General features: G+C 42.3%; 15 protein-coding genes. 11 read left to right on the top strand and 4 right to left on the bottom strand.

The genetic code is table 11. The features are described from left to right. Window positions 1-218: 218 nt before the first annotated feature. The gene (aroC, locus tag QL234_RS04635) at window positions 219-1,310 is read right to left on the bottom strand and encodes a chorismate synthase (protein ID WP_281556667.1); all 1,092 of its coding nucleotides are present in this window, start codon (window positions 1,308-1,310) and stop codon (window positions 219-221) included. 2 nt (window positions 1,311-1,312) lie between these two features. Continuing rightward, window positions 1,313-2,254: a 50S ribosomal protein L3 N(5)-glutamine methyltransferase gene (prmB, locus tag QL234_RS04630; RefSeq protein ID WP_281556666.1), complete on the bottom strand. Its 942-nt coding sequence runs from the start codon at window positions 2,252-2,254 to the stop codon at window positions 1,313-1,315. A gap of 205 nt (window positions 2,255-2,459) precedes the next feature. Here prmB and smrB point away from each other — a divergent pair, with 205 nt between their 5' ends. After that, entirely contained in the window at window positions 2,460-3,002 is a 543-nt protein-coding gene (gene smrB / locus QL234_RS04625) for an endonuclease SmrB (protein WP_281556665.1), read from the top strand. 444 nt (window positions 3,003-3,446) lie between these two features. On the opposite strand, the gene sixA is transcribed toward smrB, so the two are convergent. Continuing rightward, window positions 3,447-3,947, bottom strand: coding sequence for a phosphohistidine phosphatase SixA (gene sixA / locus QL234_RS04620; protein ID WP_281556664.1), 501 nt, complete (start codon window positions 3,945-3,947; stop codon window positions 3,447-3,449). A gap of 215 nt (window positions 3,948-4,162) precedes the next feature. Between sixA and QL234_RS04615 the strand changes: the two genes are divergently transcribed. The 10 genes from QL234_RS04615 to QL234_RS04570 all read left to right on the top strand — a co-directional run bounded on the left by QL234_RS04615 (window position 4,163) and on the right by QL234_RS04570 (window position 21,272). Beyond that, window positions 4,163-6,949, top strand: coding sequence for an insulinase family protein (locus tag QL234_RS04615; protein ID WP_281556663.1), 2,787 nt, complete (start codon window positions 4,163-4,165; stop codon window positions 6,947-6,949). A 367-nt stretch (window positions 6,950-7,316) separates the two neighbouring features. Further along, complete coding sequence (locus QL234_RS04610; protein ID WP_281556662.1) at window positions 7,317-8,564, top strand: HlyD family efflux transporter periplasmic adaptor subunit; 1,248 nt, start codon at window positions 7,317-7,319, stop codon at window positions 8,562-8,564. Between the two features lie 252 nt (window positions 8,565-8,816). Beyond that, window positions 8,817-8,942 (top strand): hypothetical protein, encoded by a 126-nt coding sequence (locus QL234_RS04605; RefSeq protein ID WP_281556661.1) that lies wholly within the window; start codon window positions 8,817-8,819, stop codon window positions 8,940-8,942. 10 nt (window positions 8,943-8,952) lie between these two features. Beyond that, window positions 8,953-9,129: a hypothetical protein gene (locus QL234_RS04600; RefSeq protein WP_281556660.1), complete on the top strand. Its 177-nt coding sequence runs from the start codon at window positions 8,953-8,955 to the stop codon at window positions 9,127-9,129. 177 nt (window positions 9,130-9,306) lie between these two features. Beyond that, the gene (locus tag QL234_RS04595; protein ID WP_281556659.1) at window positions 9,307-9,762 is read left to right on the top strand and encodes a CPBP family intramembrane glutamic endopeptidase; all 456 of its coding nucleotides are present in this window, start codon (window positions 9,307-9,309) and stop codon (window positions 9,760-9,762) included. Window positions 9,763-11,054: 1,292 nt separating this feature from the next. Beyond that, entirely contained in the window at window positions 11,055-13,217 is a 2,163-nt protein-coding gene (locus QL234_RS04590) for a peptidase domain-containing ABC transporter (RefSeq protein WP_281556658.1), read from the top strand. A 145-nt stretch (window positions 13,218-13,362) separates the two neighbouring features. Continuing rightward, window positions 13,363-13,779, top strand: a complete 417-nt coding sequence (locus tag QL234_RS04585; RefSeq protein WP_281556657.1) for a hypothetical protein — start codon at window positions 13,363-13,365, stop codon at window positions 13,777-13,779. A gap of 134 nt (window positions 13,780-13,913) precedes the next feature. Beyond that, window positions 13,914-16,052, top strand: a complete 2,139-nt coding sequence (locus QL234_RS04580; RefSeq protein WP_281556656.1) for a winged helix-turn-helix domain-containing protein — start codon at window positions 13,914-13,916, stop codon at window positions 16,050-16,052. Window positions 16,053-16,221: 169 nt separating this feature from the next. After that, window positions 16,222-20,850, top strand: a complete 4,629-nt coding sequence (locus QL234_RS04575) for an EAL domain-containing protein (RefSeq protein WP_281556655.1) — start codon at window positions 16,222-16,224, stop codon at window positions 20,848-20,850. Window positions 20,851-21,065: 215 nt separating this feature from the next. Continuing rightward, window positions 21,066-21,272, top strand: a complete 207-nt coding sequence (locus tag QL234_RS04570) for a hypothetical protein (RefSeq protein ID WP_281556654.1) — start codon at window positions 21,066-21,068, stop codon at window positions 21,270-21,272. Between the two features lie 317 nt (window positions 21,273-21,589). Here QL234_RS04570 and QL234_RS04565 read toward each other — a convergent pair whose 3' ends face one another. Beyond that, complete coding sequence (locus QL234_RS04565; protein WP_281556653.1) at window positions 21,590-21,790, bottom strand: hypothetical protein; 201 nt, start codon at window positions 21,788-21,790, stop codon at window positions 21,590-21,592. Between the last annotated feature and the right edge of the window lie 77 nt (window positions 21,791-21,867).

Here is a 21,867-nt window from a genome sequence, read left to right as displayed (position 1 = left end):
GCTGTCGATATCGCCGTGATACCAATCGTGACACCACGGCAACATCCTGCATAAAAAAAGCCGCTGTTTGCGGCTTTTTTTATAAGTGGCTATTCACCCTGCGAACATATAGAGATGAAAAAATCAGGGGTTATGCCGCGCTTTACTATTAGCCCTGCACCTGGTGCTATCTCATTGTTTGCTCTGCCTTGCCAAGATTGCCCCTGACAGGGAACAAGCTAGTCGGTGATCACCGGGGTCGGACATACCACATCGGCGTTTTGCGCCCTGTGCCTTAAAAAGTGATCCATCAGGGTCAATGCCAGCATAGCTTCGGCAATCGGCACCGCACGGATACCGACACAAGGATCATGACGGCCCTTGGTAATGATATCCGTGGACTCACCCTGTAAATCCACGGTTTTACCGCTCACGCCGATACTGGAAGTCGGTTTTAACGCGATATTGGCAACAATCTGCTGACCGGAAGAAATGCCTCCTAAAACACCACCGGCATGGTTACTGGCAAAACCTTCAGGCGTCAGTTCATCCCTGTGCTCAGAGCCTTTCTGGTTCACCACGGCAAAACCGTCGCCAATCTCCACCCCTTTTACCGCATTGATGCCCATCAGGCCATGGGCAATCTCGGCATCCAAACGATCAAATATCGGCTCGCCAAGGCCAACAGGCACATTATCTGCGAGCACCATCACCTTGGCGCCGATAGAGTCTTTGGCGCGGATAATTTCCCGCAGTTTTTCGTCCAGCTGCTCCAGTTTGCTTTCATCCGGGAAGAAAAACGGATTCTCTTCAACAATATTCCAGTCATAATTTTGCGCGGCAATATCGCCAATCTGGGTGACACAGCCTTTAATCTCAATACCGAACTTTTGCTTCAGGTATTTTTTCGCAATCGCACCGGCAGCCACCCGCATCGCCGTTTCCCGGGCAGAAGAGCGTCCGCCGCCGCGGTAATCACGGATACCGTATTTTTGCCAATAGGTATAATCGGCATGGCCGGGACGGAAGTTTTGGGCAATATCAGAATAATCTTTCGAGCGCTGATCGGTATTTTCAATCAGTAAACCGATCGGCGTACCCGTGGTTTTTCCTTCAAATACCCCGGACATGATCTTGACCTGATCCGGTTCGCGGCGCGCCGTGGTATAGCGGGAGGTGCCCGGTCTTCTGCGGTCGAGATCTGCCTGCAAATCGGCTTCCGTCAGCTCCAGTCCCGGAGGACAACCGTCAATAATCGCCCCTAAGCCCAGACCATGACTTTCCCCGAAAGTGGTCACCGTAAATAACTTTCCGAATGTATTACCTGACATTATTAATCTATTACCTGTTGTTTAAAAGTTTCAGCATATTGAAGTAGTTGTGCCTTAGTTAACATAAAGACCCCGTGCCCGCCGCGCTCGAATGTCAGCCAGGTGAAAGGGACTTCGGGATACACTTCCTCGACATGAATTTGCGAATTACCGACTTCGCAAATTAAGAGGCCGTTATCATTAAGGTGCTCCGACGCCTGGGCAAGAATCTTCCGCACGATATCCAGACCGTCGACACCACAGCCTAAGCCCATTTCCGGCTCATGTATATACTCTTGCGGCAGGGAATCAACATCTTCCTGATCGACATACGGCGGGTTGGTCACAATTAAATCATAAGTCAGTCCCGGGATCCCAGAAAAAACATCAGATTGAATTGGAATAACTTGTTCACTAAGCCCATGATTTTCGATATTAATCTGGGCAACGTTCAAAGCATCTACCGACAAATCCAGGGCATCCACTTCCGCTTCCGGAAAAGCATAGGCACAGGCGATGGCAATACAGCCGCTGCCGGTACATAAATCCAGAATACGCTCCGGCGGCTTATTGGCATCAATTAACGGCGCAAACTGCTTTTCAATATATTCGCCAATCGGCGAGCGCGGCACCAGTACCCTGTCATCGACATAAAAAGATAAATTGGCAAACCTGGCATGATTGGTAATATAAGCGGCGGGAATATTCTCCACCACCCGGCGCTCAATAATCGCCAACAGCTCGGATTTTTCCTGATCCAGCAAGCGGCACGCCATCACCTGCTCGGTTAACTGTTCAGGCAAGTCCAGCGCATACATCACCAGGGTAACGGCCTCGTCCCAGGCATTGTCGGTACCATGACCAAAATAGAGCTCAGCGCGGTTAAACTGGCTGGCGGCAAAACGCAAATAATCGCCTATGGTATGTAATTGCGCACTTACGGGCACGGTATCAAAGGTACTCACAAAGCTTCCTCAAAGGATGGTAAAAATAAGGCTCGCGGTTATTCTACCGCTAAACGCCCCTTATTGAACAGATCGTTGAATAGATAGTTAAGCAGAAAAAGAAAAGCGACATAAAACAAAGCAGTCACGGTAAATACCTCGGTAAAATACCCGCGCAGCGGCATTAGTAGTTGAATTTGCCTGCAGATGTTTTTAGACTTGCGCCATGAAACTAAAGAACGCCCTGAGCGCCCAGGAAAAGCAGCTATTCAAAGAAGCCATAGGCAAAGTAAAACCTATGGAGCAGGATAAAATTCGCCCGAGCATCAAGCAGGCGAAGCAGAAAATCCGGCTTGAAAAAGACAAAAGCGCCAAGCAGGCTGCCCAGTTTCATTTTTCCGATGAGTTTGAACCGGATCTCAACAGTCAGGGGCCGATGAAATATGTTCGCCACGACGTCGATACCTTTGAGGCCAAAAACCTGCGCCGCGGCCAGTATCCCCCGGATCTGATCCTGGACTTGCACGGCCTGGACCAGCACCAGGCCAAACAGGAAATTGCCGCCCTGCTCTACGCCTGCCAGAAAGAACACGCCCAATGTGTGTGTATTGTGCACGGCATAGGCTCGAGAATATTAAAAACCAAGGTGCCTCACTGGCTGGTACAGCACCCGGATGTCATGGCCTTTCATCAGGCGCCGCTGGAATGGGGCGGCAACGGCGCCCTGTTGGTATTGATAGAGCTGAAAGATAAATTCTATCGGGATTAATCCCTGTACGGAGCTGTGAACAATACCAGTTAACCCCCCGCCTCTTCAGTAAAAAACCCAATTAGCGATACTGATAGCTATGCTCAAACTCCTTCGCGATTAAGTTATCGGAGCCTTTACTATGATGACCTGTGGCCAGTTTCTCCGGCTGCTCATCATCAATTGTCTTTTAGTTCCGGTCATTCGCGCATACGGCAATACCATCAATATTGCCACCGGACAATGGCCTCCCTGCCTATATAGATAAAAACATCACCCACCAGGGCTGCGTAGCCAAACCAGCTTGCAAGGTTAAGCTCCCGCACACTGCTGGGCTTTCATAAGATTTGTTCGGTAGTACTACTGTATAGTGCCAAGTCACGCCTTATTAAAGCCGGAACGTCCGGCACTAATCGGTGATAAAACAAGAGAAGAAAAATTTTACGAGATAAGTTTAAGCTGAGGTTAACAAAGATCGTGCGGGGATACCAAACGTACCAACTCCCCCTTCATGCTGCCAAGGTCATAGTCTATCTGAGCGATACCCGCCGTTTGAAAAATCGGCGACTTACGGTCAAAGGTTAAATCTTCAACCAAATAGCTTACCAGCGGCATATGAGATACCACCAACAACTCTTGTATCCCCTTGTCGGAATTACTTTTGCCACGGCTTTGAGCCAACATGCCGTCAAGATAGTCATGCACCTGGGCAGCGTTTCCTGAAGGCGTAATAAGATCACAAGTAGTCGCCGGGCCAGACCAATTCAAGGTCGCTTTTACCATAGCTGCGGTTTGCTGCGCCCGGATATAAGGACTTACCAGCACATGATCTAAGTTCACCTGCATATTTTTCAGCCACTTACCCATAATTTCGGCTTCGAACTGCCCTTGTTTTGTCAGTTGTCGCTCTGCGTCAGAGTTCGCTATCGGGCTTGCCTGACCATGACGCATAATATACAGTTGCATAAATATCTCCCGCACTTCAAGTTTTCGCGGACACTAGCCAAAATTAGCGGCTATAGTAATAGAAACGATTACAATATAGTAACAACAGTTAAGAATAAAATGGACTCTCGTTATTCCTTGCGGTAATTTAAAACTGTTTTATATCTAAAAACAAGCCAAACGCTGCTCCTGAATCTGAAGTAAGTGATCCAAAAGTGTTTGCGAGGAGCCAAACGTTGAAACAAAGCCCAAATGATAGCAAACGTTATCAAACAGTTACATTGGAAAATGGCTTACGTGTACTGTTGATACAAAATACTCATAGCGAAAAGTCAGCTGCCGCTCTTGCCGTAAATGTCGGCCATTTTAATGATCCCGAAAATCGCCAGGGATTAGCCCATTTTCTCGAACACATGTTGTTCCTGGGCACCGAACGTTATCCGGACGGCAGCGAATATCAAAAATTTATTTCCCAGTACGGCGGCAATAACAATGCCTGGACATCCACCGAACACACCTGTTTTTTCTTTGATATTCATCACAGCCATTTCACTAAGGCCATTGACAGATTCAGTCAATTTTTTATCGCGCCTTTATTATCAGCCGAGTTTGTCAATAAAGAAAGGCAAAACATCGATGCCGAGTTTAAATTAAAGCTTAAAGACGACATTCGCCGTTTGTACGATGTGCATAAAGAAACCATTAACCAGAAACACCCGTTTTCAAAATTTTCCGTGGGTAATATCGACACCCTGGCGGATAGAGAAAATCAGCCGGTAAAAGATGATGTCCGCAACTTTTTCCACCGCTATTACCGCGCCGAATTTATGACCCTGGCACTGGAAGGTCCACAATCGCTTGATGAGCTGTCCACCCTGGCAACCTTAAAATTCAGCGATATTCCCAGTGCCGTCGATCCCCTGCCCCAAGTGACCGAGCCGCTTTATTTACCCGAGCACCAGGGCATTAATATTCAGGTAATGCCGGTAAAAAATGACCGCCAGCTGATCATCAGTTTTGCCATGCCCAGTATCGACAAATATTACCGCCACAAGCCAGAGTCGGTACTTGCTTACCTTATCGGCCACGAAGGCCCGGGCAGTATTTTGTCGTTATTGAAAAAACAACAATGGGCTATGGGCATCTCCGCCGGCTCGGGCATTAACGGCTCCAACTTTAAAGACTTTAACGTCAGTATTTCCCTGACTGAATTGGGTGAACAGCACCTGGATGAAATTGTCGATACCGTCTTTAGCTATATTACCCTGCTCAAAAAAGAGCAGTTACCCGAGCATTATTATCGGGAAAAACAGGCCATCGCAGAGCTGTCTTTTACCTATCATGAAAAAAGCTCGCCGCTGGACAATGTCTGCCAGCTGGTGCTGAACATGCAGCATTATCCGCCGGAAGATTATATTTTCGGCGATTATGTCATGGATAGCATGTGCCATGACACCATCAAAAAACTGCTTGGCTATTTAACCCCAAGCAATATGCGCCTGGTGCACATCAGTAAAAATCAGCAGCCGAGTAAAACCAGCTACTGGTATCAGGTGCCTTACGATGTTGGTCCGATCACCAAAGACAAATTAGCCAAATGGCAACAGATGCCGCTAAATAAAGCGCTGTTCTTGCCACCGGCCAACCCTTATATCGTCAGAAACCCGCAGGTGATAGCGCCGCATAACGGCTCAAAAATACCCACCCTGGTAGAAAAAACCGACGGCTTCAGTTTGTGGTTCAAACAAGACATCACCTTCAAGGTGCCAAAGGGTTATATCTATATCGGTATCGACTCGCCGTTCTCTGTCGCCAGTGCGGAAAATATTGCCATGACCCGGCTATTTGTCGACCTTTATACCGACGACGTCATCGAAGAGAACTACGACGCCGAGCTTGCCGGTATCCATTATCATTTATATGCCCACCAGGGGGGCATGACCTTGCAGGTATCCGGCCTGAGCGAAAAACAAGGGGATTTACTGGCCAAACTTCTGGTCAGCCTGCAACACCATGTGGCGCCAGAAAACCGCTTTGAACTGTTCAAACAACAAAGTATCAGCCACTGGGCCAATGCCGACAAAAGCAAATCCATCTCCCAGCTTTTCGCCACCATGAGCTCGGCAATGCAGCCCAATAATCTCAGCAGCCAAAAACTGGCAGAAGCGCTAAGCGGTGTCAGCTACCAGCAGTTTATACGCTTTAGCGAGCAATTGTTTACCCAAGTCACCATAGAGGCACTGGTACACGGTAACTGGCTGCCCGAACACACCAAGCAGATATCCGCCTGTATCAAACAAACCTTCCACGGCTATTACCGGAAAGAATACGCGGTAAACTGCCCGGTGATCGACATCAAAGATCAGGGACAACTGATCTTGCCGGTCACCCTGCCGGATCACGACCATGCCTCGGTACTATATTATCCCCAACCGGATAAAGCAGTTAACACCACAGCCAAAACCATGATCACCAGCCATTTGTTATCGCCGCTGTTTTTCCAGGAAATGCGCACCGAGAAACAATACGGCTACCTGGTGGGGGTCGGTTACATTCCCATCAACCGCTACCCGGGCATTGCCTTTTATATCCAGTCACCCCACACCATGCCTGATGCTCTGACGGAGGCCATGGATGATTTTATCCACACCTGTCTGGAAAAACTGGAAAATTTAAGCAATGAAGACTGGCAGCATTTGCAACACGGCCTGGCAGGCCAGTTACAGGAGAACGACGCCAGTTTGCGTATTAAAAGCCAGCGCTTCTGGGGGGCGATCAGCAACAAGGACACTGAGTTTAAGCACAAACAAAACTTAATCGATGCCATCTTAGCGCTGAGCTTTGACGAAGTGAAAACCTTTATCCGCACTAAGCTATTTAAAAGCGCCGATCCCGACCGCTTGCTGCTGGTGACCACAGCGTGCAAAGAGGGCTTGACCTTTGATGACTTGAAACAACAACTCGGCGGTATGGTCATTAGTCGGGAGGATGAATTAAACGAGACCATGGCGAGGAAATATTAATTAACTGCGGTTATTTCGCAAACATTTAGTACTTTTTGCCGGTATGCTATTTTCAGGGTACCGGCAAGCCCCTTCCCCCTTTATTTCATTAACACTTCCCTCATAAACGCCTCGTCAGATTTTTAGTAACCTCGACAAGTGCTCAAAATACAAGCAAAAAATCTCACAACCTTTTCTCAACCTTTCCCCAACACCACATAAAAAAGAACTTTTATCAATATAAAACAAACAGTTACCAACAACTCACATTGACAATATTTCCCAACTTGTTAGCCCTGCCCGCTATTGCTAACTTGCCCGCCGCCAGCAGAGAAAAGCAAGGCCCCCCCTGCAACACAGGCAAAGACAGCAACAAGGATAGCTAAAGATGACACAACTATTTAGAAAAGAAGCAGTAGAGGCACAAACCCACCGTTTAACCGGCCCGGTATCCCTGACACAACCTAAATCAATAACATCTACCGTGGTGATTTTTGTTGCTGTGGTCATCGCCATGATCGTTTTCCTGTTTAACAGCCATTATGCCCGCAAGGCAACAGTGCAAGGCTTTTTACGCCCCGACAAAGGTGTGATCAAAAGTTATGCTCCCGGTACCGGCACCATTAAGCAAGTCTTTGTGCAGGAAGGAGACTTTGTGGAAATAGGCACACCGTTAGTCAGCATTATCAAATCACGCAGCCTAAACAATGGTGAAGAGCTCAGCACAAAACTTATTTACGAATTAAAATCTCAAGCAGCCCTATTGGCACAAGAGCTACGCCAACTTGACCGGATGGAGCGCCAAGCCATTAGCCGCAACCTGGAAAAACAAGAGTCTCTGGAAAAAAACACCAGGATCAGTATCAAACAACAACTGTTGCTAAAAGAAAAATTAGCCTTGTTCAACGACAAGCAAGTGCAATACCGCAAACTGGTAAAACAAGGATACTTATCTGAGCTTGACTATCAGCAGCAACAAGAGCGCCATATCAATGTCAGGCAGGAAGTCGAAGCCCTGGAGCGTACCCTAATAACACTACAGGACCAACTGGCCCAGCTTGAATACGAAGAAAAAACCATTGCACCGGAGTATCTGGCGAAAAAGCGCGCCATCAAGCAACAGCAATCAGAACTAACCCGGCGCCTGAGCGAAACCGAAAATAATTACAGCTATGTAGTGAAAGCCACCCACAGCGGCATAGTTACCTCAATACAAGTAGTAAACGGTGAAACCTTAAAAACTCACAGGCCGCTACTGACAATTTTGCCCCACGGGGCACAACTGGTTGCGGAGTTATTACTTCCGTCCCGTTCCGCTGGTTTTATCTCAACAGGAGACCTCACACACATGCGTTTTGACGCTTTCCCGTACCAGCGGTTCGGCTTTTTAACAGGAACAATTGATCGAATCGACAAAACCCTGATCACCCAAAACGATGTCGACTTTCCGGTGCCGATCAAAGAGCCGGTTTACCGGCTGCAAGCCAAACTCGACCGGCAATTTATTAACGCCTACGGTGAAGAGTTCCACTTAAAAAGCGGCATGTTAATTAACGCCGATATCATCCTGGACAAGCGTAGCCTTATCGAATGGATAATGGCACCAATTTACAGCCTGCATGGCAGATTGAGTTAACCAGGTTATAAAGCAGCGAGCAGAATATAAAAAGAAACCGCTCAAAAATACTCATTTAATATCAAAGAGTTCAGCTTAAACCATTAGCAACAGTCGTCACGAAAAAGACATAGCTCCCATAAACAATTAAGCAAATTTTGTTAGCCGATAAACTATCGTGCCAGCAATGTAAACCGGTTAGCTTTGATAAAACTTAGCCAACCACAAACTTATCCGGCAATTAAAAACACCGGGCATTAACAAGGAAAAGTAATGAGAGAATTACACACCAATGAAATTCAAGAAATCAACGGCGGCATTCCACCTCTGGCTGTATATGCATTAGTACAGGCTGGAAATGTTTACGCATGGTATTCATTCGCAAAAAGCATGAGATAGGGAGATAAACATGAGAGAATTAAATACGAAAGAAATTAAGGCAATTAATGGCGGAGTTTGGGCCGTTTTTGCAACAGCCTTTGTAAAGGGATGGAATGCTGGCTCGGGCTGGGTAAATGGCGGTGCGGCATCATTTGGCAGCTGGTCATATAACAACGGTAACTTTAGAGGTAGCCAAAAGCTTTAAAACTATCAACTCAACTAGCATAAGCTACTGGCGCTCTAATAAATCACACTAGTTAGAGCGTTATAAAAAACTATTTCGAATTGATTTATATGGGCGCTAGCCGTGATTACCGCAGCCCATATTTTATCAGTTCAAAAAATAAAAAAGATAAACACAACGGATATTTAGGAGAGGGAGTTGCTTAAGCTTTCCAGTAAATCAGATTTTGATTTTAGAAAAACTATTTTTGCTTTTTTTTTACTCTACCAAGTTGCAATGTATGTTCTATATACACAAACAACGTTTCTTCATGATGAATTAAAAGAAAGCCTGGCATTACTTCACGGCGCTAATATCTGGCTTTTCGCAGTTGCCGTGATTTTTTTAGCTCCAATAATAGAAGAATTCATTTTTCGCCGTGTATTATTTAACTTTCTGCTCCGCATTAATACTGTTATTGCGATATTAATGTCTTCTTTTTTATGGGCGCTAGTGCATTTTAAAACTAATTTATTAGTTTCTTTTATGTTATTTACTTTAGGGGGAATTTTAGCCCTGACACGTATAAAATCAAAAAGCATACGACTGCCCATACTGCTACACGCCATCAATAATGCGATTTTCTTATTTGTCCTGCAGGTATTTTACATATGAAAGGATTGTTAGTTCCAATATTTGCTTTTTCGGCATTAAAGTTAATTTTTACATTAATCATAACCTTTAATTCATTAGCGATTGAGATGGTGGTATTTCTTATCGTCTTACTTTTGATCAATATACACCTTTTAATCAGCTGCATATTAGGCAAGGACTTACTCCCAAATTCATTGAAAAGAATTCTTCATAAAAAAAAGGAATGCCTTAATGACAATAAGAAATAAAAAACCATTTATTAAGTATTTTAGAGCAACAGACTGAGCATCCATTGCTCACATCGGCAACAAAATCAAAAAACCTACTGGCAATGATTTTTATCTTCACCATCTTTTTCGGCGCATTTGTGCTGTTTTATATCTACAGTAAAAGTTATTGCCAGAGCAATTATTTAGTCTCTAATAATTTGATATCATTGAAGGAAAGCAAGTATAAAATAAAAAGCTTAATATCAAGCTAACTTCACTTTTACCGGCTTTAATAAACAAGGTTTACTGAGTCTACCTGGAGCGAATAAATTGTTTTCTAGAAAATGTCCTTGTTGCAATAAATTAATAGAAATTAAATATATTAAACAGAGCCTTAAGAACCCCTATTTTACCTGCCCATATTGTTGTAAAAACCTCAAGATAAAAACATTCGACGTATTAATAAATAGTGTGATTATAGGCCTTTTTTGTGGCGTACTTGGTTATTCATTAAATATTGAAGCCGAATTGGTTGTCATTTTAGGGATCTTAGCAAGTTTGTTTTTACAAAAATATTTAGACGTATTTTTCTCCCTATCTGAATATCACGATGATTAGCTAAAAATACCATATCGCTAATTGAGAGCTGTAAGCTTCAACCTGATATTTCTCCCAAAACAACTCATTTAAACGAAGCAGAGCAGAACAGGACACAACGACTGTTCATCATATAATATCATCGCTGGCAATTGATGCTATCAAGGTATTAAATTTAGCCCCCCATCAAGCAACTAAGACGGCGCTATTTCACGCTGCTGACGCTCCTCTGACAACTTACAAACAATTGATAAAGCGAATTAAAGCCATATTCTTCCCCCGGGTAGAGTCACCATTTCCGTATTAAAAACAAACAATTTCGACATTATATCTTACCCAACCTTTTCCCAATATATTCCCAATATAATTACAACAAGGGTATATCCAAGTAAAAACAACCACTTAAAAAACTGTACCACCCAGGCAGAATTTAGCCCATTGTTGAGAGCAAAAACACTTGATAACTTGCTTCCCGGTAAAAACAGCTACATTTTTCAAAGGATCCTCATGGACAATACCGCAAACGCAGAGCAACTACTGGAGTTTTCAAACGCCAAACGCGTACCGCTAATTTTACAGGCGGAAGTAGCGGAATGCGGCCTGGCCTCAATGGCAATGATCGCTTCATACTACGGCCACCAGTTAGACATGCCGACCATGCGCAAGCGCTTTAGTGCCAACCTTAAAGGCATGAATCTGCAACAGCTGATAGACCTTGGCGACAGCTTAGGTTTGGCCAGCCGCGCCCTGCAATGTCCGGTAGAAGACTTACCCCGGCTCGCCCTGCCCTGTATTTTGCACTGGGACATGAACCATTTTGTGGTATTAACCAAGGTCAGCGGCAAAAGCATCACCATTAACGACCCCGCCACCGGCAAAAAGACCCTAACCCTGAATGAATTTAGCCAGCACTTTACCGGCATAGCGTTGGAGCTGACTCCTACCAACAAATTTGAAGTAAAAAACGAACGCCAGCGCATGAAACTCGGCCAGCTGTGGAGCAATATCTCCGGCTTAAAAAGCTCTCTGTTAAAGTTATTTGCCCTGTCGCTGGTATTACAGCTGTTTGCCCTGGCAAGCCCGTATTATATGCAATGGGTAGTAGACGAAGTATTGATCAGCCAAGACCAGCCTTTGCTGACCGTACTCGCTATCGGCTTTGCCCTGCTGTGTCTTTTCAATGTGCTCGCCACCACAGTACGCAGCTATCTGGTGTTAAGAATATCAAGTTTGCTCAACATGCAAATGGGAGTAAACCTGCTGCATCATTTGCTGCGCCTGCCCATGAACTACTTTGAATCGCGCCATGTCGGCGATGTAGTATCCCGGTTCGGCTCACTGGCGCAAATTCGCGAACGTATCACCACAGGGCTGGTAGAAGCCAGTGTTGACGGCCTGATGTCGATTACGGTATTGGTGATGATGGCACTATATAGCATTAAGCTCACCCTGGTAGTAGTAGCTGCCATTACCCTGTATGTCATTGCCCGCTTTAGCCTGTACCGGCCGCTGCATCGTGCAACCGAAGAATCCATCCAAAACGCCGCCAAAGAGCAAAGTAACTTTTTAGAAAATATCCGCGGCATACAAACCATTAAACTGTTCGGCAACGAAGCCCAGCGCCAGGGCATCTGGCAAAACCGTTACGCAGAGGTGATCAACGCCGATATCCGCCTGGGCAAATTACAGATAAGTTTTGACGCGGTAAACAAACTCCTGTTTGGTCTGGAAAACGTACTGGTAGTGTATTTGGCTGCCAACCTGGTGATGACAGGCAACTTGACCATAGGCATGGTGCTGGCCTTTATCGCCTACAAAAGCCAGCTGACCCAAAGATTTGCCAGCTTCATTGAACAGCTGATCGAATTTAAAATGATGCGCCTTCACCTAGACCGCCTGGCCGATATCGCCCTGCACGAGCAAGAGCCTAACCGCGACGGTGACGGCACACAAATGATCAACTACGGCTTAACGCAAAAAGGCGAACTGGTGCTGGAAAACGTCAGTTTCCGCTACGGTGAAGACGAACATTACATCATAGACAATTTATCCGTTACCATAAAAGCTGGTGACTCAATCGCCATTACCGGCCATTCAGGCTGTGGTAAGACTACCCTGGCCAAACTTATGCTCGGCTTATTGCAACCCACAAGCGGCCGGATATTATTCGACGGCCAGGACATTACCCGCTTGGGCCTGAAAAACTACCGCCAGCAGGTAGGCGCGGTAATGCAGGACGACACCCTGCTGGCAGGTTCAATTGCCGACAACATCTGCTTTTTTGACCCTGAGCCAAATACCCTACGCATTGAACAATGCGCACGTCTGGCCGCCATACACAAAGACATCTGCCTGATGACCATGGGCTACAATGCCCTGGTAGGCGACATGGGGGCCAATTTATCCGGCGGACAAATACAAAGGTTGCTGCTGGCCCGTGCCCTGTACAAAAGACCGGACATTTTATTCATGGACGAAGCCACCAGCCATCTGGACATAAAAAACGAAGCGAAGATCAGCAAACAAATAAGCAAGCTCAATATAACCCGAATTATTATCGCCCACCGCCCGGAAACCATTAACCAGGCGGGGCAAGTGCTGCAACTGGAGCAAGGCCAGCTGCTTGTGGCAGACAACACCATAACCCGGCAGCATAACGAGCAAGCATAAAATAGGTAACGAATACAAAAACAAATACCTACAGCGCTTTAGCAGCAGAGTACATCACTCAAAACCTAGGGCTAAAAAGTTAGAGACACATAAGCCCAAGTGAATACAGTAAATAACAATCAAACTAGGCCAAGGGAAACATGGAATGTTAAAAGACAATACCTTAACCACTGACAACAGCGACGAAAACAGGACAAGCAATAACGAGGGCTTTCGCCTTAATTTTAAAAATAGCTACACCGAAAGCTATCACCGGGAAGCCGCACAATTTACTTGGCTGATCCTCAGCCAGTACCTACTGATTTTTTCGCTCTTTTTGCTTTTTACCACCAACATGCTGTTTACCGGTTTCAGCCTGTTAGTAATGTTCGGTTATTTCTTTTCAGTGATCATGAACCAGGTAACGGCATCTAATAAAATTTTCGCGGCATTATCCACCGGCTTTGTTTTAGCCCTGGCGCAAGATATGACGATAACTTTAGCCATAACCACCAAAGTCATTTTTTTGCTGGTGCTGGCATTTTACTTTCACACCAAGCTGGCGAGAATTATCTATCGTTAATCTAATACGAACGCTATATTCAATAACAAAAAACGACAGCGCCAGGTAAATATTTCTTATTAACAACAAAATCATTATAATAGCCGCGACAATATTCCCCGAAGCAGTAGCGCAGCAGTATCAGCAGAAAGCACATGGACAAGTCTAGACTCATCAAACTTAATCAGTGGACCTTAGACCCTGTTAACAACACTCTTATCGACCCAGACAATAACAAAACGACAATAGAAGCCAAATATATTGTACTGCTGGAATATTTGGCGAAAAACGGTGATGCGCTGGTTACACGGGATCAGCTAATACAGGATGTTTGGCAAGACCGGCATGTGGAATACAGAACTGTTAATTCGGCGATATCAAGGTTAAGAAAAATACTTGGTGGCGAGCGGGATGATTTTATTAAAACCCACCCTAAGCTTGGTTATTCATTAAATTGCCAGGTTGAGTTTTTGGGGAAGCCAGTAGCTAATAAGACGAAAAAAATCAAAAGCTTAAATAAATACGTAGTCTTTTCTCTTATTTTATGCTTCGCTTTATGGAGCATTTCATGGTTACAAATAACTCCTTTAAAACAAGAGAAAACAACACAACCTCCGCTATTAATTGAAAAAGATATATCCGTAGTACCTTTAACTTATATGGAGGGTTGGGAACAAGCCCCAGCTATTTCTGCAGATCAAACCTTATTAGCATTCACCCACCAATCAAATAGAAACACTCATTACCAAGTCATTGTTCAAGAACAATCAAGTAAACAAGTACTAAAAATAGAACCTGATAACAGCACTGGTTCCCCTTTTTGGCAGCCAGAAAGCAGAGTACTATTTTATCAATCATTTTCAGAGAAAGAATGCTTTATAAAAAAAGTATCTATTTCCAGCGAGTTAATAGCATCTCTCCCGGAGAAAGTGGTTTTTTGTGGGCAATCATCTAATTTTAATGAGTTTACTTCCATAGCTATAAGTAAAGACTTAAATTGGCTTTATTATATTTATAGAGAATCAACTCTTTCACCCAGCATAATTAAACGTTTTCATTTAAAGAGTAATCAAATAGAAACCTTAACCACATCATCAATAAAATTCGCTGGTGACAAATTCTTAAGTTTAAGCCCTGATGACAGCAAGCTTGCAGTTATGCGTGTACATGACGATTATTCAAGAGAAATCATGGTGTTAAACCTACTAAATGGTGAGCTTAGTTCGATAATAAAGCCATCATATTCACCATACCCTCTCAGTTGGTCCAAGTTTGGTAATCATATACTTTATACAGGTGGAGACACCAATACTATTAATGCTGTAAACATTAATACCAAAAAACACATCCCACTTTTCCAACATACTAAGCAACTGCTAGATCCTGTAATGCTCTCTGAAACGAACTTTTTAGTGTCATTTGGAGATCTCTACAAATCTGATATTAAACAGGTAGATTTAAGCAAACCCGATTTGGTGGTTTCAAACTTGATTAATTCTAGCTTTAAAGACCACTCTGCAGCTATCTACGAAAATAGTGAAAGAGAAAAAATCGCCTTTGTTTCTAACCGTTCCGGCAATTACCAAATTTGGTTAAAAGAACATAACAAATTACAACAACTAACCCAGTTTGAGGGAAAACCTTATATTGAAGATTTGTCTTTTTCACTGAACGGCAAAAATTTATTATTTTTAAAAGATAATAAATTAAAAGTATTGAATATTGATACCAGAGAAGTAATTACAATAACTCAACCAACAAAGTACGCAAAGAACTTTACCTGGCAATGTAACTCTAATGAAAATATTCTTGTGATCGCTAAAAAACAGGGGGGTTGGGGGCTATACCGAGTCAATATATTTACCCAAGACACAAAACTACTAACAACCGGCCTAACATCAATTCATAACTTTTGTAATAACGTAACTAATAGTACAGCTAACAACATAGGAGAATACTACGCTTCAAGCATCACTGAACCAGGAATTTTTCAACTAACCAATAATTGGGAAATTGATAAAACCAAACATTACCTCACCCAAATAACGTTCAATAATAATAATAAACTTTGGGCTGTTAGTAAGAGTGCGATTTATCATCTTGATTCAGTAAATAATATTTACCAATTTAATTACGCCACACAACAAAACAAGAAAATAAATATCCAGGGTGTAGCAACACAAAGTTTATCAATACAAAACAATAAGTTGATTCTTAATAACCTCCAGGCTGCCAATACTTTTATTGGTAAAATAACCATACCAGACTTAAGTAAAAGACTCACTGATCACTAAATGCTAAATAACCATACAAGAAATGACCTGTAAGTCTCATAATAGCGGAGTTAAAACCCTGAAAGTGTTGACTTAGCGCCAGCCATGCTTTGTAATGGGGTATTAACCAAAAATAATAACAATAACGCCACGGGATAAATGAGTTAACCCGGTTATTTAGGTATTTTCAGTGCTTTTATCTTTTTTTCGACATTTGCCTTCGTTTTTTTCAAATGTCAGTTCATTTGCCATTATTTCTTTGCTGTTATTGGCGACGTTAATAGCACCTGCATCTGCGCTACAAGCCAACACACAACTGAAGTTTAAACAATATTCTACCGAACATGGTTTATCACAAAATTCCGTGTTTAGTATCGCTCAGGACCACAATGGCTTTTTATGGTTTGCTACTGAGGACGGTTTAAACCGTTTTGACGGCCATGATTTTTCCCAGTACCGCTATAGTGCTACAGACCCTCACTCCATAGCTGACAACCTTATACGTAAAGTGTTTGTTGATCAGCATAATACCCTATGGGTTGGCACCCAAAATGGTCTTAGTCGTTATAATGCAGAACTGGATAACTTTGATAATTTTTTTAATATTGTCGATGACAGCCAATCACTAAAAGACAATCTTATCTGGGATATTTATCAAAAATGGCCCAACAAGAATAACCCCAAAAAAAATAATCCTCTGTGGATTTCTACAGCTACAGGAGTACATCAATTTAATCCTGAAAGTAATAATTTTACTCGTATCCAAATCCAAGGGTTTGAAGATAAATTCAAAGAAATAAAAAGAATATTCCAAGATGATAGAGGGAATTATTGGTTAGGTAGCTTCAGCCAAGGCTTGTATTGGATTAACAGCAATTTATCATATGCAATAGCTGTCCATGAAGACAATAAATGGAACCTTAACCTAAATGCCAATGCCTTGTTTGATATAAAGATAATTGATGATCAATATTGGTTGGCAACTAATAATGGTGTTTACATAATCTCCTACGATTTCCAAATATTAGAACACTTCAACAGCACTAGTAAAAACCCAACTTTATCTAATGAGATAAGAGCAATAGAACAAGTAAGTGAAACCCAAGTTTGGTTGGCAACTAATAAAGGCTTAAACAGTTTAAATTTATCAAATAATAAATTGACTGCTTACCAAAATAATTCCAATAAGTTTTCACTCTCAGAAAACTGGTTGATGGATATCTTTAAAGATAATTCCGGTAACGTCTGGCTCGGAACCTATGGAGGTGGTGTAAATCAGTACAACCCTCTAAAAAATAGCTTCTATCCAGGATTAGACAATAAAAATTTATGGGTAGAATCAATAGGAAGCACCAGTGATGATATTATCTGGTTTGCAACTGAACAAGGGGATTTATACTACCTCAAAAATGAAAGCTCTATAGAAAAGCACTCTATAAGTGTAGGCAAAGACATTACTCATCTAATCACCGATAGCTCTGATTTATGGCTCAGAACCGTAGATGAACATTTATACAAATTAGATACAAGTAACTCCTTGATTAGTGAACATAAGAGTTGGTTCAAAAATGCAAAGCATTCTTCAGAAAAACGACTAGCATTTTTAAATAAACATATATGGTATATAAACACTGATGGTTTACTGACATCATATAATACTCAAACACAAGAATTTACTCATTTTCAGCCAAACAGCAATACCAGTCTGTCCAGTTTACAAGTAATAGATAACGGACGTATTGTGGTTACCTCTACTGCTGGTAAAGTCTTTTATTTTCATCCCCAAAACAGCAACTTTACTCAAGTTAAATTTAATAAACCTGCAAATTTTTCTATTGCGCATACCAGCAACATCGCTAGTTCACAACAATGGTTATGGTTAGGTTCTAAATCCCAAGGCATAGCTTTAATTGACAAAAACACAAAGACGACGACAGTTTTCAATGAAGACAACCAGTTATCAAACAACTTTATTTCGGATATTTTAATTGATGAAAACAACAATGCTTGGTTGGCAACAAATAAAAGTATTAGTGTCATAAACCCTGATACAGGATTAGTAAGAAATTTTGATCATGACTTCTTCGCTTCAAATAATGACTTTATTCAATTTAGCGCCCTAAAAAGTTCAACTGGCTTATTATATTTCGGTAGTACAAATGGTTATATCAGCTTTAATCCAAAAGAATTACTCAAAGTTACTCCTCAGATAGAGAAGCCTTTCTTTACCGATGTTTTCATTGCCAACAAAAAAATAGATATAGCGCAGGATTCTTCCAAACATAAACACTCTCATGAATCCGATAGTAAACCAAACTCTACCCTAAACAAACAATTAAACACAGTTGATGTATTACGACTGCAACACTATCAATCACCTGTGAGTATTGATTTTGTAGCACCTAATGCCAAACTGCCAAGCCAATTAAAATACCGCTACCGATTGTTTGGCTTAGATGAAGACTGGATAGAAACCGATGATAACAATCGCCGCGCCACTTATACTAACTTAAGTGCTGGTGAATATAACTTTGAGGTACAAGCCTATGATCTACAAGATACCAGCTTAACCCAAACTAATAACTTAAAGATTCTAGTATTACCTCCTTGGTGGTTATCAAGTTGGGCGATGCTGGTTTATAGCTTAATAGCCTTGAGCTGCATTGGTTATGTAGTCCTTCAAATGCGCCATAAGCGCAAATATCACATGCAAATTAAACTTAGCGAAGAGCGACTTAAATTATCTCTCTGGGGCAGTGGTGATGAAATGTGGGACTGGAATATTAAAACCGGAAAAATATTCCGCTCTAATATCTGGGGTTTACTAGAGTTTCCTCAAGACGGCCAGCGTAATGCCAGCTCTAGCTCAAACATGGGCAAAGACGGTAATAATGCCAATCAACCTAAATCTCCGTCAGAAAATACTAATATCCATCAGCAGGATATCCCTCGGGTTAAGGCAGCGTTAGAAGCCCATTTTGAAGATAAAACCGAGCACTTTGAATCTACCTATCGAGTAAAGGATAAAGAAGGTAATTGGATTTGGGTGCTAGATCGCGGAAAAATAGTAGAGCGGGATGATAAAGGTATCGCCACCCGAATGACTGGCACACTAAAAGATATCAGCCAGATCAAAAAAGCAGAAGAGCGGTTGAAGCTATTTGCCAAGTGTATTGCTAATATTTCCGATGCCGTAGTAATCTACGACCGAGAATTTGTAATTTTAGATGTTAATAAAGCCTTCTTACGTATTACCGGCAAAAGCCGGGAACAAATGGTAGGTAGGTCACTAAGATTCCCGCGCTATCCAACCAGTTTCAGCACAAACATTAAGAAACATCTGTTAACTAAAGGTAGCTGGCATGGCGAAGTAGAAAATACCCGTCAGGATAACAGCGTATTTTTAGCCGATTTTAATATTGATGTTATTCGCGATGAAAACCAGTGCATCTCGAACTTTGTCGCCGTGTTCTCTGATATCAGTCAACGCAAAGAGACCGAAGCAGAGTTAAGAAAACTGGCCAATACAGATACTTTAACCGGCTTGCCTAACCGTTCTTATTTTCAGGCTAACCAGCTGCAACTGGTGAAAAATAAAACCCCACATGCACTCTTGGTATTTGACCTAGATAATTTCAAAAAAATTAATGATTCCATGGGACACCAAGTAGGTGATGTACTGCTATGTAAGGTAGCCGAGCGTATGGTAAACGCCAGCCGTAAGCAAGATACAGTATATCGCCTTGGAGGGGATGAATTTAGTATTATTATTGAGGAAACCAATGATATTCATACTATCACCACTATTGCTAAAAACATTCTTGATACTATTGCCCAGCCGTTGAAGTTAAAAAATCAGGAAATAGTGCTTTATAGCAGCATAGGCATAGTGTTATATCCTGAAGATGGTGCCACTCCACAAGAATTGCTAAAAAATGCTGATACTGCCATGTACCATGCTAAAGGTCTTGGTGGTAATAAATACCAGTTCTTTAACGAATCTATGAATAAAAAGGCGGTTACTCGCTTACAAATAGAAAGCTTAATTCGCCACGGCCTGAAGAAAGATTTATTCTCGGTTTATTATCAACCTAAAATTGAAATTTCAACCGGTAAAATAGCCGGTATGGAAGCCCTGGTAAGATTTGAAACTCCAACCAAAGGTTTGATAAGTCCGGTAGTTTTTATTCCTGTATCAGAAGAAACAGGCCAAATTATTGACATTGGTGAAGTGGTGTTACGCAAAGCTTGTTTTGCTACTAAGCAATGGGTAGATGCAGGTTTATTTGATGGACGGATTGCAGTAAACCTTTCTGCAGTGCAGTTTACCCAGCCTAACCTAGTGACCTTAATCGCGAATGTTTTGGAAGAAAGCCAATTACCCGCCCGTTATTTAGAACTAGAGATCACCGAAGGCACAGTAATGGACTCGCCACAAAAAGCAATAGAAACTATGTTACAGATTCGCGCCCTTGGCGTTCACCTGGCATTAGATGATTTTGGTACCGGCTATTCATCACTAGCTTATTTAAAGAAATTCCCGCTAAATACTCTTAAAATTGACAAGGCTTTTGTCGATGATATTGAACAGTCTGAACAGGGGCGGAATATGGTAGCCACTATAGTCACCATTGCCCATAACCTAAGGATGCAGGTCGTTGCAGAAGGGGTAGAAACCAACCAGCAACTAGAATTTTTAGCCAAGCTGAAGTGTGAGCAATTACAGGGATATTTATACTCTAAACCCCTTTCCACAAGCGATTTCGAAAAATACTTAGTTTCGTATCAAATTACTGACAAATCTACCAGCTTTGCCTAAATATAGGTGTCAAAACAGTGACACCTATACGTTTTCTAAACAGCTAAACTTTGTTCTGTACTAACTAAAATAACTCTCTTCCTTCCTAGCTAAGTCATTAACGAATGTTTTCTGGCTATTACTCCCCCAATTCGTTCAAAAATTAATACATATATTTTTGGTCTATTACTTGCTTAATTAAGTTTATTAAACTACTAGCAGCTACCAGGAAAATTATGCTTAATTCAATTTTATTATCTTTGTTTATTTCAACTTCAACTCCCAGTGACCATATCGAAGTTTCTACACAAGAAGAGATGAAAGTTAATAATGGCCCAGTAGGAGCCATCGTAAGTAAGCAAAGCAAAAATGATAAAATAACAGCATCTAAAATGAATAAGTTAAAGATGACTGAAACAGGCCGCCGCTCTGTAAGAATCTAGGAGACGAGTATGATCAAATTACTTAAAGCTCTGTTCAACTATCAAATTAAAGAAAATGCCATAGCCGCCAGCATCGAGATAAAAGAAATGCCCGCCAATACCTGGTGGAGATAAGCATTTACAACATACAAAGGAAGGATAAGTGAAAAATAATTAATGGGAATGTCGTAATAAACAAGGAGAAAGCCGTTTAAGAGCCTTATCAGGCCAAAATCATAGTTATAGATGACTAAACCGACATTCCCCCTCATACAGCATTTTACGCAGTTACAAGGCCCTAGCTAAAGCTCCCACGCAAAAACGCTAGCTGTCAAATATCAGGCGCGGAAAATCAAACCGCCAAAGCCAAACTTACGGTTGGTTTTCATTCTTTTTTTCATACAAAACATCGGCCAGATAAAAGGCCCGAATACCAAACCCGCAAAGGCCCAACGCTTGCGGCCCAAACCGCTTGCCAGCGCCTGGCAATAAAAGAATAACGCAGAAATAAAACCAATCAATCCGGTAAGTAACAACACTACAAAACATCCTACTACTAACTTCAGGCGACGTAATATAGCAAACTTCCACCTGATGATAAAGCAATCAATTACTG

It is taken from the genome of Thalassomonas sp. RHCl1, from assembly GCF_947387555.1.
Taxonomy (GTDB): Bacteria; Pseudomonadota; Gammaproteobacteria; order Enterobacterales; family Alteromonadaceae; genus Thalassomonas.
The sequence above is the reverse complement of the archived record's forward strand: the minus strand, read 5'-3'. Positions and strand labels throughout refer to the sequence as shown.

Coding starts and splice junctions, on each gene's coding strand:
- aroC (WP_281556667.1), bottom strand. CDS start 1,310: ATGTCAGGTAATACATTCGGAAAGTTATTTACGGTGACCACTTTCGGG.
- smrB (WP_281556665.1), top strand. CDS start 2,460: ATGAAACTAAAGAACGCCCTGAGCGCCCAGGAAAAGCAGCTATTCAAA.
- sixA (WP_281556664.1), bottom strand. CDS start 3,947: ATGCAACTGTATATTATGCGTCATGGTCAGGCAAGCCCGATAGCGAAC.
- QL234_RS04610 (WP_281556662.1), top strand. CDS start 7,317: ATGACACAACTATTTAGAAAAGAAGCAGTAGAGGCACAAACCCACCGT.
- QL234_RS04605 (WP_281556661.1), top strand. CDS start 8,817: ATGAGAGAATTACACACCAATGAAATTCAAGAAATCAACGGCGGCATT.
- QL234_RS04600 (WP_281556660.1), top strand. CDS start 8,953: ATGAGAGAATTAAATACGAAAGAAATTAAGGCAATTAATGGCGGAGTT.
- QL234_RS04590 (WP_281556658.1), top strand. CDS start 11,055: ATGGACAATACCGCAAACGCAGAGCAACTACTGGAGTTTTCAAACGCC.
- QL234_RS04585 (WP_281556657.1), top strand. CDS start 13,363: ATGTTAAAAGACAATACCTTAACCACTGACAACAGCGACGAAAACAGG.
- QL234_RS04580 (WP_281556656.1), top strand. CDS start 13,914: ATGGACAAGTCTAGACTCATCAAACTTAATCAGTGGACCTTAGACCCT.
- QL234_RS04570 (WP_281556654.1), top strand. CDS start 21,066: ATGCTTAATTCAATTTTATTATCTTTGTTTATTTCAACTTCAACTCCC.